15 protein-coding genes are annotated in these 15,569 nt (G+C 50.5%); 2 read left to right on the top strand and 13 right to left on the bottom strand.

The genetic code is table 11. From position 1 onward, the window contains the following. Positions 1-54 precede the first annotated feature (54 nt). On the bottom strand, positions 55-540 hold the full coding sequence (infC, locus tag AC58UW_RS15950; protein ID WP_497421631.1) for a translation initiation factor IF-3: 486 nt from the start codon (positions 538-540) through the stop codon (positions 55-57). 85 nt (positions 541-625) lie between these two features. On the opposite strand from infC, the gene yxiS reads away from it, so the two are divergent. Further along, positions 626-934, top strand: a complete 309-nt coding sequence (gene yxiS, locus AC58UW_RS15955) for a protein YxiS (RefSeq protein ID WP_497421632.1) — start codon at positions 626-628, stop codon at positions 932-934. A 15-nt stretch (positions 935-949) separates the two neighbouring features. Here yxiS and AC58UW_RS15960 read toward each other — a convergent pair whose 3' ends face one another. The 9 genes from AC58UW_RS15960 to AC58UW_RS16000 form a co-directional block, all read right to left on the bottom strand. Next, positions 950-1,972, bottom strand: coding sequence for an LLM class flavin-dependent oxidoreductase (locus AC58UW_RS15960; RefSeq protein ID WP_497421633.1), 1,023 nt, complete (start codon positions 1,970-1,972; stop codon positions 950-952). Between the two features lie 197 nt (positions 1,973-2,169). Beyond that, a complete protein-coding gene (locus tag AC58UW_RS15965) occupies positions 2,170-2,874 on the bottom strand; it encodes a phosphatase PAP2 family protein (protein WP_497421634.1) in 705 nt (234 codons plus the stop codon). 35 nt (positions 2,875-2,909) lie between these two features. After that, complete coding sequence (locus tag AC58UW_RS15970; protein ID WP_497421635.1) at positions 2,910-3,575, bottom strand: TVP38/TMEM64 family protein; 666 nt, start codon at positions 3,573-3,575, stop codon at positions 2,910-2,912. Between the two features lie 601 nt (positions 3,576-4,176). After that, the gene (locus tag AC58UW_RS15975) at positions 4,177-5,340 is read right to left on the bottom strand and encodes a YecA/YgfB family protein (RefSeq protein WP_497421636.1); all 1,164 of its coding nucleotides are present in this window, start codon (positions 5,338-5,340) and stop codon (positions 4,177-4,179) included. Positions 5,341-5,521: 181 nt separating this feature from the next. Then, entirely contained in the window at positions 5,522-6,490 is a 969-nt protein-coding gene (gene hutG / locus AC58UW_RS15980; RefSeq protein WP_497421637.1) for a formimidoylglutamase, read from the bottom strand. Beyond that, a complete protein-coding gene (gene hutI / locus AC58UW_RS15985) occupies positions 6,487-7,791 on the bottom strand; it encodes an imidazolonepropionase (RefSeq protein WP_497421638.1) in 1,305 nt (434 codons plus the stop codon). The genes hutG and hutI overlap by 4 nt, the downstream gene beginning before the upstream one ends. A 16-nt stretch (positions 7,792-7,807) precedes the next feature. Beyond that, positions 7,808-9,481 (bottom strand): urocanate hydratase, encoded by a 1,674-nt coding sequence (gene hutU, locus AC58UW_RS15990; RefSeq protein ID WP_497421639.1) that lies wholly within the window; start codon positions 9,479-9,481, stop codon positions 7,808-7,810. A gap of 18 nt (positions 9,482-9,499) precedes the next feature. Next, on the bottom strand, positions 9,500-11,071 hold the full coding sequence (gene hutH / locus AC58UW_RS15995) for a histidine ammonia-lyase (protein ID WP_497421640.1): 1,572 nt from the start codon (positions 11,069-11,071) through the stop codon (positions 9,500-9,502). A 249-nt stretch (positions 11,072-11,320) separates the two neighbouring features. After that, positions 11,321-12,172 (bottom strand): sugar phosphate isomerase/epimerase family protein, encoded by an 852-nt coding sequence (locus tag AC58UW_RS16000; RefSeq protein WP_497421641.1) that lies wholly within the window; start codon positions 12,170-12,172, stop codon positions 11,321-11,323. A gap of 158 nt (positions 12,173-12,330) precedes the next feature. Here AC58UW_RS16000 and AC58UW_RS16005 point away from each other — a divergent pair, with 158 nt between their 5' ends. Further along, entirely contained in the window at positions 12,331-13,182 is an 852-nt protein-coding gene (locus AC58UW_RS16005; protein ID WP_497421642.1) for an AraC family transcriptional regulator, read from the top strand. Between the two features lie 152 nt (positions 13,183-13,334). On the opposite strand, the gene AC58UW_RS16010 is transcribed toward AC58UW_RS16005, so the two are convergent. From AC58UW_RS16010 to AC58UW_RS16020, 3 genes are all read right to left on the bottom strand, one after another. Further along, entirely contained in the window at positions 13,335-13,523 is a 189-nt protein-coding gene (locus AC58UW_RS16010; protein ID WP_497421643.1) for a hypothetical protein, read from the bottom strand. A 296-nt stretch (positions 13,524-13,819) separates the two neighbouring features. Beyond that, on the bottom strand, positions 13,820-14,935 hold the full coding sequence (locus AC58UW_RS16015; RefSeq protein WP_497421644.1) for an aminopeptidase: 1,116 nt from the start codon (positions 14,933-14,935) through the stop codon (positions 13,820-13,822). A gap of 2 nt (positions 14,936-14,937) precedes the next feature. Beyond that, complete coding sequence (locus tag AC58UW_RS16020) at positions 14,938-15,543, bottom strand: ArsR/SmtB family transcription factor (RefSeq protein ID WP_497421645.1); 606 nt, start codon at positions 15,541-15,543, stop codon at positions 14,938-14,940. Between the last annotated feature and the right edge of the window lie 26 nt (positions 15,544-15,569).

Here is a 15,569-nt window from a genome sequence, read left to right on the forward strand (position 1 = left end):
AAAAAAAGCATGAACGTCCCTCCCATTTCGAAGAGAAGGAGCGTTCATGCTTTGTTATAAAGGGTCCAACTGTACGGATGCTTGCTTCCCGCTTAGCTGAATACCCGTTTGTTTGCGTCCATAAGCGCTTAAATCTTTCACCAAATCTTCCAGCAAAGCTTTGGCTTGAGCGCCCTCTTTGCCTGAAATCTTCACAACCAGCTGCACGGCATCTCCGCCTTGCAGAATCCGCCCCGCCTGCTGGCGCTTCGTTTCCAGATCGTGATCCTCGATGTGCGGCGTTAAGCGCAGCTCTTTGAGCTTTGGCGCTTGCTCCCGCTTCCGGGCTTGCTGCTTCTCCTGCATCGCTTCCTGCTTGGCTTGACCTGCTCCAATTAATTTGCACGGCGGCGGACTGCTCATGAGCGATGTACAGACTAAATCGACTTTCAACTGCTTCGCCAGGAGCAGCGCTTCCTTCGTGGACATCACGCCTAGGTCTTCACCCTGAATACCCGTGACGTGAACCTCGGAGGCTTTGATCTTCTCATTCTTAATCATTGTGATTGCACCTGATCTTTCGCTATAATGAACCCATCCGCCCTATAAGGCTGAATAGGTAGTTGAAGGAGATGTTTACCCTAGTATGAATAAAAAACAATTAGAAGAACAGATGATCGAAAACTATAAACGCGAGGAGCATATGATGATTCTCGTTTTTGCCCAGTGGTGTATCAATCATGATTTGGACCCGGCTGCACTCTATCGTGCCGCTTATCCGGATCAGCAAGATAATGCCTCTCTGCAGCAAGCGCTCGATTTAACGGTTACCAAAGAGGAAGCCGGCGAGGTCGCCGATAGCACTGTATTAGGCGTGCTGTCTCTCTTTGGCAACGAAGAACTTGCTTTCATCGTGACACAGGAGATCGATAGAAGGAATAAGAAAAGTCGTTAAACCCCATAAAGGAAATCACACTTTGAGTGTGGCGAGATCGAACGCTTCGGCTAAAAGTTCTATGGTCCGCTGCCTCGTCTCAGGCAAATAACCACCTGCAACGACCATGACTTCATCCACTTGGTAGCTCTCGGCCAAGTTCAGCATTTGTTCCCGGACTTGCCCGGGGTCGCCGATAATCATTCGGGACCGATTATCCCTTACTCGGGTATGATCCCAATCCGAGTAGACATACTCAGCCGCTTCCTCTGGCGATTTCACTCCGGTGAACTCGCCTTTTTCCATTTGCAGAATGCGCAAATCGATGGAAGCGGCAAGCTCTTCCGCTTCTGCCCGCGTTTCGGCGCAGAGCACATAAATGCAGACCGTCGCCTGCGGCACGACATTGAGCGCGGACGGTTTGAACGAGCTGCGGTAGCTGCGCACCGCTTGCTGTCCGCCCGCTCCGTTAATGAAGTGCGCGAAGCAGAACGCTGCGCCTGCCTGCGAGGCGTACACCCCGCTCTGCCCAGTGGAGCCGAGCAGCCACACCTGGGGCACTCCAGCCACCATCGGGGTGGCGCGGATGCCCTCGAACACATGCCCGGGTTCCACCGAATCGGTGAGGAACCCGAGCAGATCCGTGACTTGCGCCGGGAACCGCTCAAGTCCTTCGAACAGATCGGCGCTGACTCCTCTCAGCGCTTTGGCTGTGTGCGGCGTGCCGCCAGGTGCACGCCCGATGCCAAGGTCGATGCGCCCCGGATAGAGTGCTTCGAGCATCCGGAAGTTCTCCGCGACCTTGTAGGGGCTGTAATGCGGCAGCAGCACGCCGCCTGAGCCGAGCCTTATGCGGCTTGTGCGCGCCGCCAGTGTCGACAGCAGCACCTCCGGCGACGAGCCGGCGAGACCCTGCGAGTTATGATGCTCCGACACCCAGAATCTCGTGTAGCCTAGGCGGTCAGCCAACTGCGCCAGCCGGATCGTTTGCTGCAGCGCATCGCTATGCGTAAAACCGGAAGAAACCGGTGATTGATCAAGAATACTTAGTTTCAGCATAGTCATCCCTTCTTTCTGAGTCATCTAGCCGATGGGTTAATTATACAACGTCCTAGGAGCAAAAGAAAAAGGACGAACCCCTGGAAGGCGTTGTCCCCGATGTGAACTATGTCTTTAGTGATCCTCTTACTTACTAAAAGTGTATGACTTTGGCCTCACTTTATGCCTTTCTTTTTTGCAAATAAACCTCAACTCGCCTATGCAGGAATGTCGTTGTTTGGCCGACTTGGTTGACCCATCCCTTGCTGTATGCGGGTTCTGCGATTTATGATACGATGTATCGCCATGATGCATACGATCAGACCGGCGCCGCCTGCTGTGAATCCAGCCAGCACATCGCTGGGATAATGAACGCCTAAATAAATTCGGCTAAATCCAATACACAAAACGAATGCTGCTGTTAGAACCGGTACCAGCCAAGCCGCCTTCCATCCTTTGCGCACATTGACCCACACCAAGTAGCCTATTAATCCGTAAAATAAAATAGACACCATCGCATGCCCGCTGGGGAAGCTGAAGCCTGTTTCCTCAATTAGCCACGGTCCCGTAGGGCGTTCACGTTCAATTAAACCTTTGATCACGATGTTAAGCCCCCAGGTAGCTAGAACACCAATGAATAGCACAAGCGTCTCCCATCTCTGTTTAAGCTTAAACAACAAGATTGCAGCAACTACTAGGAAGACGATGCTTTCTGCTTTTGCTTTTCCGAGTGTCGTAATAAATTTCACAGCAGGTGTTAACCCGTCACTTCGAAGTGACTGAACAGCACTGCCAATCCCTTCATCAAATGCTTGTAACCAACTGGACGATATGCTCTGCCATAAAATGATAAACCCAATTAGCAGCGCGCACGCCGCCCCGAAACCCCAGAATAAGTCTTTGTACAATGCTTTCCCCTGCATGTCTGATTTCTCCTCTGATGATTAACTAGTGTTCGTTAGGCTCTGTTTCGAGCGCGTACAGTCTGTCTTCTTTTTAAAAGCAGTGGAATTAAGGCAAATAGGATATACATCCCAACCGCTGCATAAAATTTCCCGGATCCAATGTCTTGCAGCGATGCACCAAACACGTTATAAACCACTGCACCTGGAATTATACCAATCAGCGTTCCCCATGTGTAGTCCCAAAAACGAATTTTGGAAAGCCCGGCTCCGTAACTGACACCATCAAACGGAAAGAAAGGCATTAAGCGCATGTACAACACGACCATAAACCCTTTCTCTTCGGCTTTCTGATCAAAAGATTGCAGCTTCTTATTACGTAATATTCGTTGAAAGCCGTTTCTGCCCCATTTTCGAGTTATATAAAAAGAAAGCATCGCACCGGCACCCGCTCCAATGATATCGTAAACCGTCCCCCAAAAAGCGCCAAACACATAGCCCCCATACAACGTCAAAGGCGTTGCCGGAAACAGTACCAAGGGACGCAGCGTGTAAACTATGATGTACAAAAGCCCGCCAAGCGGACCTGAATTCCGCAGCCATTCCGTCACTCGGCTTAAATCCATGCGAGCCCATACACCGGTCCATTGCAGAACAAGCAAGCCCGCTGCAGCAACCAGAAACCATCCAATCAATAACCAGAGCGATTTTGAACGCGCCATGGGCTGCCTCCATTCGTACATTCTCTTATTTGAATTCCATCTTACAAAACCGAGGAGGCAATATCAACAATTTAGCTCTTTTAATAGTGCCTCTAGTTCCGTTATCCTCGCACAATCATGCCAAGAGTGCTTTAGACTAGGTCGACTACTTGTAATTAACGCCGATTTCTCCTGCTATTATCAGCAATTGATCCAATTTTAGGTAATAACCTGGAATTTATACCGCTAATTTTTCTAAATCCAGCGGTTTCAGCCAGTTAGCGACTTTTTAGATGGAGTTTCTACCTCTAATTCATCCCCTGCCACGATGAAGCGCAGATTAGCGGTGGTTTTTCCCTCTATTTGGATGAGACGGTGAAATGGATCGCCCATTGGAACATGATGAGGAATTTAACTAACGGAGGTGATGAGTTAGCGTTGTTAAACAGCGTTAACTCAGGCACGGTGGGGAAACTAGCTACTTTAAGGATGTTTTTCAGCGTTATAGTGGCAGTGGTGCGTGAAGTGGTATCGCACCATTGGAACGCCATAACAAAAAACCGCCAAGACATATTGTCTTGACGGTTTAGCGGCTGTTGAGCCCGGTTATTAATCGAAGTCATTAACCCGCACAGCACTTCTTAAACTTCATACCACTCCCGCAAGGGCAAGGATCGTTCCTGCCTACCTTCACGCGCGTCTTCATATCAATAACATCCGCTGCGACAGAAGGTTGCTGGAGGACAGCCAGAGGTTTGGCTGGTGCTAGCTCACTTGGTGAATAGCCCTTGAGAAACCATTGTCTTGTTGTATTATTCAGAGCTGAAATGTGATTCATAAAGCTCCTTGTCAGCTCTAGGTCATTAATTTCAAGATCCTGTTGGACCGATTGAAGCAGAAATCCTGGAGTTGCTCCATTACGGATATGATCTACACAATCTTCTACGATAAAGTCTGCCTCTTCATACGAAATCGTATAGTTTTTGCGAATGAAGTCCACAAACGCCTTATGTGCCGGAGTACGATCCACAAATTCTGGTTCCCCAGCAGCTAGAAGCTGCTCTTTGGTGAATGGATACAGGGAAACACTCAATCGGGACTCCTGCTCTTGCTGCACCTGTTTCGGATTGTTCAAAAGGGCGTTATGATAGCCCCTGGAGTCCGGCATAATTTGCATATAGAACCGAATCGAATCCTCAACAATAGATAAGTATTCATACCGATACAATTTCGTCCCCATATAGCTTTCAACGAGGTCAAGCAGCTCTTCCGTACTCAGATGACCATAGTAATACAAAAGGCCATTCGTGAGCTTAATCCATTCCGCATTTCTTTGAAACTTCTCGCGGAAGTATTTGTAATCCAGCTTCTGAAAGCTTTCACGCACATCCTGAGGCATGGCTATAGCAGGTTTCCCATTGTTCATGCCAGCAAAAAGCAGTCCTCGCGCCGTAAAATAAGAAATCTGATCTCGATCAATCATCGAACTAGGGGATACGCCGCCGCGCCCTGCAATTTGTTTCATAATTTGATAGCGCGTATCATCGAATTTATGAAATAAACTTGGCAGCGCGTTTGGAATATGCTCCACCAATGCCATAGCTAAATCCTGTTTTTTTAATGTGCTTACACCTTTAATCTCTAAATTAGTCCGAATTTCCGTAAGATCGCCCTTCGTTAATCGAACAAGACAGTCAGCGAGTGAAAGCGGAATTGTAAGCTCGGGTCCAAACTCCTCCCCTACATAAGCCTCATTCTGATTTTTGGCGCTCTTGCGCTTGTCCATTTTCTTCATCCTTTCCGAAAAGAAAAACAACTTCAACTTTTAATGACATCCTATCATTGTACAATTTATCAGGCGTTTGGGATAGAGTTTCCCACTAGTTTCCATAAAAGTTAACGAAATAGCCATAAAAAAGGCACCCGCCAACCTATCGGCAAGTGCCTTACAAACCCTTAAAAAGCAGTTAAACCGGCCGCATGGCCACTCCCGCCAGGAAGCTGAGCATGAACTGCACCGCGAGGCGCGAGGTCACATTGCGCACGTCGACGGTCGGATCGATGCAGACAAAATCTAGCCCCTGCACCTTCGGAAGCGCTCCTAAGCGATGAAGGGCATCCATGGCATCCCACGGATGCATACCGCCAGTGCCGATCGCTGGACAGCCAGGTGCGTAAGCCTGGTCGATCACGTCTACATCAAAGCTCACGTACAGCACATCCGTATCCTTCCCAGCAAGCTGAGTCGCTTCATCAAGCACTGCGTCTATCCCCATGCGTCTTACATCCCGCGAGGTGTACACGTGCACGCCTTTGCTAATCACATAGTCATGATACGGTTTAGAGTTCATAAATCCCCGAATTCCGATTTGCACGAGGTTAGGACCGTGAACCACACCCGACTCAAGGATGCCGCGAAACGGCGTACCATTGGTCACCCCGCCATCCTCGAAGTTACGCACATCATGGTGCGCGTCAAAATGGATGATGCCCACCTTCTGACCTGGATGGCGGTCAGCAAAGGCTTTGAGCGACGGACAGCTCGTCGAATGATCGCCGCCGACAATAATCGGGATCAGGTTAGGCTGTTCCTTATACAGAGCCCGAAGACTCTCTTCAATACGCCGATGGCATTCCGCGAGGTCGGTCACATGCATCTGGATATCGCCTAGGTCACGGACGGCCAAATCCTGCAAATCGACCCCATATTCCAGCGAATAGGTCGTGAATGATTTGAATGCCGCACGAACGGCGGCAGGGGTCGTCGAAGCGCCAGAATGCGAGATCGACGCCTTTGATAACGGGACGCCGACGATTCCAGCGAGAAGCTCCTCGTGACCGTCCCATGGACGAATCCAGTGGGCTACTTTGGTTTCCATATGATCATGGAATACAGCTTGATCAGGTGATTTCAAGAAAGGGATCTCGTGGCTCATACGACTTCCTCCTCCCCTTCAGCGCCCGTCACAAGCATGCGGTTCCATACGACCAGTTCCCCATTTTTCATCACACCGTACGTGTGGTTGATCCCAAAATGATAAGGCAGATACGCGATATTAGGCGCATCAAAAATCGCTAGATCCGCGTGTTTCCCCACCTCAATCGATCCGATATCGTCCCCGCGTCCCAGCGCATTCGCCGCGTTGATTGTGCAGGCGGTCAGAATTTCCTCCGGGGACATTTTCAAGTTGAGCGACGCCAGCATCATGATGAGCTGAATCGACTCCGTCGGACAGGAGCCCGGGTTATAGTCCGTAGACAGAGCTACCGGCAGATCGTACTTGTCGATCATGTCACGGGCACGCGCATGCTTGGATAGGCCGAGATTGAACGATGTGCCAGGCAGCAGCACCGGAATAACGCCACTCTTGGCAAGGGCTGCCAATCCCTTATCTGTTGCCGCCAACAAATGCTCGGCAGATATCGCCCCTACCTCTCCTGCCAACTCGGCACCGCCAAGCGGCACGATTTCGTCCGCGTGGATCTTCGAGCGCAGTCCTAAACGCTGCGCTTCAACCAAAATACGACGCGATTCCTCAACAGAGAAAACCCCCTCTTCGCAAAACACATCGCAAAACTCCGCAAGGCCCTCCTCGGCCACTTTTGGCAGCATACCGCCCACAAGATAATCGACGAACGCGTCGCTGCGACCCTTAAATTCCTCCGGCACCGCATGCGCTCCCATAAAAGTCGATACGACATCAACAGCATGAGTCGCATCCAAGCGCTTGGCAACACGCAGCTGCTTTAACTCCGCTTCTAAGGATAGACCGTAGCCGCTCTTCGCTTCCACGGTTGTAACACCATTCAGAAGCATTACATCCAGACTGCGGCGCGCCTTCTCATACAGCTCCTCCTCGCTGGCCGCGCGTGTGGACTTCACGGTATGAAGAATGCCTCCGCCCTGTGCCAAAATGTCCAAATACGGGACTCCAGACCGTTTTAGCGCCAACTCATGCTCACGTGAGCCTCCATGCACGAGATGGGTATGCGGATCAACGAGACCCGGCGTGACCAGTCGTCCGCCGACATCTATCGTCACCGCGATTTCCCGGCCAGCAAGCTGATCCTGAATCTCATTCGACGATCCGAACCAAGCAATTCTCCCCTGCCTGATGGCGATCACCGCATCTTTGATCTCGCACACCTCTTTCATGGACTGCCCGCAGCGCGGCTTATCTCCCTGCGGGGTCACCAAACTTCCAATACCAGTAAGGAGCAAATCAACGCGTTCCATTCTCGCTCCTCCTTCCCTACCCCTGCTCGCGCATCGGGATGCGGATGCCGTGTTTCTCCGCTGTTTCGACCGCTTCGTCATACCCGGCATCCACATGGCGGATAACCCCCATGCCAGGGTCTGAGGTCAGCACACTGCGCAGCCTTTCTGCCGCTGCATCCGTTCCATCCGCCACCACAACCATGCCTGCGTGAAGCGAATAACCCATGCCTACACCGCCGCCATGGTGAATAGAAACCCAAGAGGCGCCTGCTGACGTGTTGATTAAAGCATTCAATATCGCCCAGTCGCCAACGGCATCAGAGCCGTCCTTCATCGCTTCCGTTTCACGATTCGGCGAGGCGACAGAGCCGCAGTCCAGATGATCGCGGCCGATAACAATCGGCGCCTTCAGCTCTCCGCTGCGGACCATCTCGTTAAGCGCGTGGCCGAATTTCTCGCGCTCGCCATAGCCCAGCCAGCAAATTCGCGCTGGCAGCCCTTGGAAGGCGACGCGTTCGCCCGCCATTTTAATCCAACGATGCAAACGGGCATTATCCGGGAAGAGTCGCAGCACGAGCTCATCGGTTTTGCGAATGTCTACTGGATCGCCAGAAAGCGCGGCCCAGCGGAACGGCCCTTTGCCTTCACAGAACAGCGGTCTAATATAAGCCGGAACGAAGCCCGGGAAATCAAAAGCATTTGTGACGCCTTGATCAAAAGCAACCTGTCGAATGTTATTACCATAGTCAAATACAATGGATCCCATCTTCTGCAGATCGAGCATCGCTTGCACATGCACTGCCATGCTGCCTTTGGAAAGCTGCACGTAGGCTTCAGGATCACGCTGCCGAAGCTCAGCCGCATCCTCCAGCGTCTTGCCAGCCGGGATATAGCCGATAAGCGGGTCATGAGCCGAAGTCTGATCCGTTACAAAACTGGGCTTAATCCCGCGCCGCACAAATTCCGGATACACCTCTGACGCATTGCCCAGAAGTCCGATGGCGAGCGGCTTCCCAGCTTCCATCGCTTTCTCGGCGAGTAGAAGCGCTTCATCCAACGTTTCCGCAAGCACATCGCAATAGCGGGTTTGAATGCGGCGCTCGATCCGGGTACGATCGACTTCAACGGCGATGACGACGCCCTCATTCATCGTGACCGCTAATGGCTGTGCGCCGCCCATGCCGCCAAGACCTGCTGTCAGAGTCAGCGTACCTTGCAAGGAACCTCCTGTATGCTGTCTGGCCGCTTCAGCAAACGTTTCGTAGGTGCCTTGCAGAATGCCCTGCGTTCCGATGTAAATCCAGCTGCCCGCTGTCATTTGGCCGTACATCATCAGCCCCTTCGCTTCCAACTCGCGGAAATGCTCCCAATTCGCCCATTTGGGTACGAGAACCGAGTTGGACAGCAGTACACGGGGGGCTCGCTCATGGGTTTTGAAAACACCAACCGGCTTACCCGATTGGATGAGCAAGGTTTCATCGTTGTCCAAACGCTGGAGCTCGCGCACGATGGCGTCAAACGCTGGCCAATTTCTTGCTGCTTTGCCGATACCGCCATAAACCACAAGATCCTCCGGGCGCTCTGCGACCTCAGGGTCCAGATTGTTCATCAGCATACGCATCGCCGCTTCCTGCACCCAGCCTTTGCAGGTTAAATCTGTGCCCCGAGGGGAGCGGATTACTCTTTTCACGTGGTTAGTATTCGTCATATCAGCGTCTCCTTTGATTTAAAATAACGAACCGGTAACAGCCTCAACAGCTTGCAGCCATTCGCCTTCCAGAAGCGCAGAAGCTACTTCTTCAATCTCACGGGAGGTGGAACGATCCTCGATAACGGGTGGAACAACCGCTCGCAGTTTGTCATACAGCACGCGAGTCGCTGGGGCAAGCCCTTCCGCACCAAGGAACTCGGCGGCTTCAGCTGCACAGATAAGCTCAATCGCCAGCACCTTCGACACATTGTCAATCACTTGAGCCGCATGGCGAGCTGCCGTTGTCCCCATCGACACATGGTCCTCCTGATTCGCCGAAGACGGGATGGAGTCCACGCTCGAAGGGTGCGCAAGCACTTTATTCTCCGAAACGAGCGATGCACTGACATACTGTGTAATCATCATGCCGGAGCCGACGCCAGGGTTATGACTGAGAAAAGCAGGCAGTCCGCCGGATAAAGCCGGATTCACCAGTCGCTCCGTTCGGCGCTCCGAGATGTTCGCAAGCTCACTCATGCCGATTTTCAGAAAATCCATCGCAAAAGCTATCGGCTGCCCATGGAAATTACCTCCTGAGATAACCAGCCCCTTATCCACAAATAACAAAGGATTATCTGTCGCTGAATTAATCTCTATGGCGATCTTATCTCCCGCATAACCAAGAACTTGGCGCGTCGCGCCATGAACCTGCGGCAAGCAGCGCAAGGAATAGGCATCCTGCACGCGGATCTCACCTTGGCGCGTAGTTAGCTTGCTGCCTTGCAGCAGCGTGCGCAGGTTGCCCGCTACTCCGATCTGCTCCGGATATGGGCGTACGCGCTGCACCTCATCGGCAAATGCATCCGGGATGCCGCGCAAGCACTCCACGGTCATCGCTGCGATGACATCGGCGATCCGTGCGAGGCGCTCCGCTTTGACGAACGTTAGCGTGCCGATCGAGGCCATAATCTGCGTGCCGTTGATTAAGGCAAGCCCTTCTTTGGCCTGAAGCGTAATCGGCTTCAGCCCTGCTTTGGCAAGCGCCAGTGCGCCTGGCAGGCGCTGCCCTTGGTAGATGGCCTCGCCCTCGCCCATCAGCACGAGCGCCAGATGAGACAGCGGCGCTAAGTCTCCGCTAGCGCCAAGCGAGCCCTGCTCCGGCACAATGGGATGCACGGCGCCATTGATGCAATCGACCAGCAACTGCAGCGTTTCCAGCCGGATGCCGGAGTGCCCTTTGGCCAGCGCGTTTGCGCGCAGCAGCATCAACGCCCGCACGGTCGGTTCCGGCAGCGGCCTGCCCACCGCGCAAGCATGGCTGCGGATCAGATTGAGCTGCAGCTGCACGGCGTCTTGCGGGGAAATGCGCACATCGCTGAATTTCCCGAAGCCCGTCGTGACGCCATAAACCACTTGGCCGGTCGCGACAAGCTCCTCCACCATAGCGCGGCACTTCACCACGCGCTTCATAGCTTCATCCGCCAGTTCCACAGCTACTCCCTCGTAAGCAACCGCTGCCACAAGTGCTGGCGTTAACTGCTCACCATCTAATTTCACTGGAGTTCTACCTCCTCCGTCATCTTGTTGTTGCTTTTCTTTATATACCATCGCCATGTCTAATCAGATCCTTTCTCGCTTTAACAAAAGAAAGGGACCGTACGGAAGATGTTCTCTTCCATACGGTCCCTTTTTTTAAAAAAGAGGGTTCTATGCGATTGTCCGGTATCCTGCTCCAGCCGATCCATCATCGCGCTCACTCGCTTTTTATTTTTTTGTTATACCTAATGTTCTACCTTCCCTCATTGTCACACGGGGGTTCGCAGACTGTCAATATGGCTTATTGCCCAAATGCTGGAACTAAGCCAACCATTCTTTCACTTTCGAAGAGAAATTGTTTAGCATCTCCTGCGAGCCGTATTGCGCGCTGAAATCTTCGATTCCGAGGTAGCCGTCGTACCCAACAGCTTTCAAATCAGCAAGCAGCTGTTTCCAATTCACGATACCCGCGTCAATCGGTGCCCACTCGCTTTTCCAAAGCTTAATGCCATCTTGTGTTTCACCTGTCGGTACCCACTGCGCATTTTTCACATGCACGTGTGCCAGGTATGGCCCTAGCAGCTCAAGACCCATGCGGTAGTTCTCGTAACCTTCATGTACCATGTTGCCTGCATCATGCAGCACGCCGATGTGGTCTGGATTGAACTGAGAAACTAGGCGATGAGACAGCCCTGCGCTCGGAGTAATCGTGTTATGGTGGATTTCAGCCAAAGCTTTGATGCCGTATTGCTGGGAAAACTCTTGCACATGGTGCAAATAGTCCGTAGCTTTTGCAAACAAATCGTTATAGTTTACGCTTTTATCATAATTAGGAACGCCACAACGGATGAAGGAAGCTCCTACTTTTTTCGCTGCTTTAAACACATTCTCAGTCTCATCAACATTACAGTTATTCAAATAAGGAGTAACACTTAAATTTACTAGGTTATTGTTAACGGCAATCAGTCTGAACCGCTCCAGCTCTTCATCTGAAGCACTTGGATCAATGGAGCAAAGGTTATTACGCCAGAAAGACGGCTTCTCGTTCGCCACTTCCGCAGGAGTATCTTTAAAACGCCATTCAATCCCTTCAATACCAGCTGCAGTTGCCGCTTTTGCCAGTTCCTCAGGGGTTAAGTCAGGTGTTGCAACAGTAAAAATAGACAATTTCATATTGAATCCTCCTTAGAGTATGGATCATCGTTGTAGAAGTAAAATAGCTTGTTTGTTTAACTCTTCTTTATTTTGCAGTATAATAAAAACGTATTCATTGCATTAATTGGGCAAAAGTTTGCTAATATTGACTCCAGTTTAATAGAGGAGAGCCTCTCATGCAGGATCTATACCAAAATCTTAATCAGATGATCAATTTCCGGCATACCGTGACGAACGAACCGCGTCCGATGGATTTTCATCAGCATCAGGATCAATACGAAATCTATTTTTTCCTAACCGGGGATGTTCACTATTTTATCGAAAAGCAAGTCTATCATTTGCAGTATGGCGATCTATTGATCATGCACAGCAACGAGCTTCACAGGCCTAATTTTCAATCCAAAAAACAGCGTTACGAGAACTGCGTCATCCACTTTAATCCTGCGCTGCTCGCAAACATAAACTCTTCGCAGTTTGATTTGCTGCAGTGCTTCAATAACCGCAAGTTCGGTGAACAAAACCGGATGCGTCTGAATCCCCAGCAAATTGACGACTTCTTGAAAATAATCGAGCGCATGGAGTTGTACACGCGCCCTCAGGCGTTGCCTGGATCGGACATTTTGTTTGTGGCCGCTTTTACCGAGCTGCTGGTGTTTATTAACCGGATCTTCCTCAATCAAGGCAAACAGGAGGATCAGGTCATGATTCCTGACAAGTTGTCCTCCCTTTTTACGTATATTGACGAAAATCTGGATCAGGATCTGTCGCTCGAAGTGCTCGAACATGTTGTGTTTATGAATCGCTCCTATCTTTGCCGTTTATTCAAAAAGCATACGGGCAGCACCATTCATGAGCATATTCTGTTTAAGCGCATTAACAAAGCGAAGCAGCTGCTCCGCGAAGGCTCTACGGTCACGGATACGTGCCAGCTGGCCGGCTTCAACGACTACTCCAACTTCATCCGCACCTTCAAAAAAGCGGTCGGCCTTCCTCCGCGCCAGTACCAGGCGCAGCAGCGGCGGGGATGATCGTGCACACTGCCACAGTAAGTTGCCCCAGTCATGGACTGGGGCTGTTTGTTTCTCGCTTTGGGATGAGAAACCATCGTTGGATTAGCATTCTTAGAGCAGCTAATTTGCTTATCAAGCCTCCGTTAACGATGTCTAACATCGTTAACTTCTCAATACACACCTGCTTCACGCACCACTGCTACTTTAACGCTGAAAAACATACTTAGAGTAGCTAATTTGCTTATCAAGCCTCCGTTAACGATGTCTAACATCGTTAACTTCTCAATACACATCCATATTTCGCGCACCACTGCCACTTCAACGCTGCAAAACATACTTAGAGTAGCTAATCTCCTCATCGTGTTCCAAGGGAACGAGCTATTTCGACGCCTTTCCTGCAACAATAGATGGAAAAACTACCGTTATTCTTTGCCGATCCGTGGCAGGGAAGGCATTTGCGGGAGAAACTCCATCTAAATCGTCGGTAGCTACCCGAAATCCACTAGATTCGGTGAAATTAGCGGGAGAAATTCCAGCTAATTGGCTAAAAATGGATCATTTGCGACAATTAGCTGGAGTAATCGGCGTTAACCAGAATAAAAAGTCCCCCATCCCCCGCACATCGTGCAGGGTCTAGAGGACCTCATCACTCAAATTATTTCAAATTTTCCGGGTTCAGCTGCAAAAGCTCAGGCAGAACGAAAATGCCGTCCTTCCGAATCAGCACATCATCAAACCAAATCTCGCCGCCGCCGTATTCCGGACGTTGGATGTTCACGATATCCCAGTGCAGCGAGGACTTGTTGCCGTTGTAAGCATCGTCGTAGCAGTTGCCTGGGGTGAAGTGGAAGCTGCCGTCGATTTTCTCATCGAACAATGTATCCTTCATTGGATGTTGGATGTACGGATTCACGCCGATCGCGAATTCCCCAACATAACGGGCGCCTTCGTCCATATCGAAAATCTCATTAATACGATCCGTATCGTTCGCCGTCGCTTTAATGATTTTACCATTTTCAAACTCAAGCACGATGTTTTCGAAAATAAAGCCGTCATGCGGCGTAGGCGTATTGAAGGAAATGACGCCGTTCACGGAATCACGAACCGGCGCGGAGTATACCTCGCCATCCGGAATGTTGAGTTCGCCGTCGCATTTCACGCCGCCGATTCCTTTGATCGAGAACGTCAAATCCGTTCCAGGACCAACCAGACGCACTTTATCCGTGCGATCCATCAGATCTTTCAACGCGTCCATCGCTTTGGACATTTTGCCGTAATCCATCGTACATACATTGAAGTAGAACTCTTCGAAAGCATCTGTGCTCATGCTAGCCAGCTGCGCCATGGAAGAAGTCGGGTAACGTAGAACGACCCATCTTGTATCCTTTATACGAACATCAAAATGAACTTGTTGATAGTATATGGAATTATAAAGCTTCATCCGGTCCGCCGGGATATCCGAGAGCTCATAAATGTTAGCTCCGCCGCGCACGCCAATGTAGCCTTGCATTTTCTTCATTTGGAAAGCATCCACATCCGCCCAAGTTTGCATTTGAGCTTCTGTTCCTTCCATAACAAGCTGGCGAATGATTGCATGATCTCGCACGTTAACGTAAGGATGAGCGCCGGCTGCGTGAATTTTTTTCACGAGTTCTTTGACAAGCGCGTTATCGATGCCGTAAGCTTCGATCAAAATATTTTCTCCAGGCTGCGCTTTAACCGAATAATTCACAAGCACATCAGCCAGTTTCGTTAATCTTGGATCTAACATTCTTATCTCTCCTCTACTTCTTCCACTGGGTCAAAAGACGGCTCATTCGTCTGGAAGCCGACTGTCGTTAAGTAAAACCATTCCCCGTTCTCTTCCTGCTGAGAATCGAGTTCAAAAATAAGGGCGCGAAACTTTCTAAGCCATTCCGCATATTTTTCTTTGCTCATTTTGACTTCAACCTGTGTCATAATGATTGGCCAATGCGCACGGTCAGCAGATGGAATTTGGAACGCCTCTTCCGGGGCATTAATCGCTCTGCGTCTGGCACGTGCGAGTACGCTCAAAGTTCTCTCACGGTAGTAATTCTCTACCTCGGAAACATAGGGGAGCAGCGCTTCACTAGGCACAAAGCCACGCGCGACGGCTCGGTAAAATTTCTGGACGATACCATTTTTAAGTTCCGTACGTACGACTGAGATCAATCCATGCTTTTCCAACTCATTCAAATGATAGTGTACTTTCGCACGCGCCATCCCTAGTAGTTTAGCCAATTGTTGGCCGGTATACGCTTTCTCGATGAGATAAAGCAGCACCTTTGCGCGTAGTGGATCACTTATCGTTTTTAATTGTTCTAACTCTTCAATAATATAAACCGGTTGCAGCTTCATCTGGATTCGACCTCCCTCTCATGTAC

The sequence above is a fragment of the Paenibacillus sp. J22R160 genome, assembly GCF_059692135.1.

Coding starts and splice junctions, on each gene's coding strand:
- infC (WP_497421631.1), bottom strand. CDS start 540: ATGATTAAGAATGAGAAGATCAAAGCCTCCGAGGTTCACGTCACGGGT.
- yxiS (WP_497421632.1), top strand. CDS start 626: ATGAATAAAAAACAATTAGAAGAACAGATGATCGAAAACTATAAACGC.
- AC58UW_RS15960 (WP_497421633.1), bottom strand. CDS start 1,972: ATGCTGAAACTAAGTATTCTTGATCAATCACCGGTTTCTTCCGGTTTT.
- AC58UW_RS15965 (WP_497421634.1), bottom strand. CDS start 2,874: ATGCAGGGGAAAGCATTGTACAAAGACTTATTCTGGGGTTTCGGGGCG.
- AC58UW_RS15970 (WP_497421635.1), bottom strand. CDS start 3,575: ATGGCGCGTTCAAAATCGCTCTGGTTATTGATTGGATGGTTTCTGGTT.
- AC58UW_RS15975 (WP_497421636.1), bottom strand. CDS start 5,340: ATGGACAAGCGCAAGAGCGCCAAAAATCAGAATGAGGCTTATGTAGGG.
- hutG (WP_497421637.1), bottom strand. CDS start 6,490: ATGAGCCACGAGATCCCTTTCTTGAAATCACCTGATCAAGCTGTATTC.
- hutI (WP_497421638.1), bottom strand. CDS start 7,791: ATGGAACGCGTTGATTTGCTCCTTACTGGTATTGGAAGTTTGGTGACC.
- hutU (WP_497421639.1), bottom strand. CDS start 9,481: ATGACGAATACTAACCACGTGAAAAGAGTAATCCGCTCCCCTCGGGGC.
- hutH (WP_497421640.1), bottom strand. CDS start 11,071: ATGGTATATAAAGAAAAGCAACAACAAGATGACGGAGGAGGTAGAACT.
- AC58UW_RS16000 (WP_497421641.1), bottom strand. CDS start 12,172: ATGAAATTGTCTATTTTTACTGTTGCAACACCTGACTTAACCCCTGAG.
- AC58UW_RS16005 (WP_497421642.1), top strand. CDS start 12,331: ATGCAGGATCTATACCAAAATCTTAATCAGATGATCAATTTCCGGCAT.
- AC58UW_RS16010 (WP_497421643.1), bottom strand. CDS start 13,523: ATGAGGAGATTAGCTACTCTAAGTATGTTTTGCAGCGTTGAAGTGGCA.
- AC58UW_RS16015 (WP_497421644.1), bottom strand. CDS start 14,935: ATGTTAGATCCAAGATTAACGAAACTGGCTGATGTGCTTGTGAATTAT.
- AC58UW_RS16020 (WP_497421645.1), bottom strand. CDS start 15,543: ATGAAGCTGCAACCGGTTTATATTATTGAAGAGTTAGAACAATTAAAA.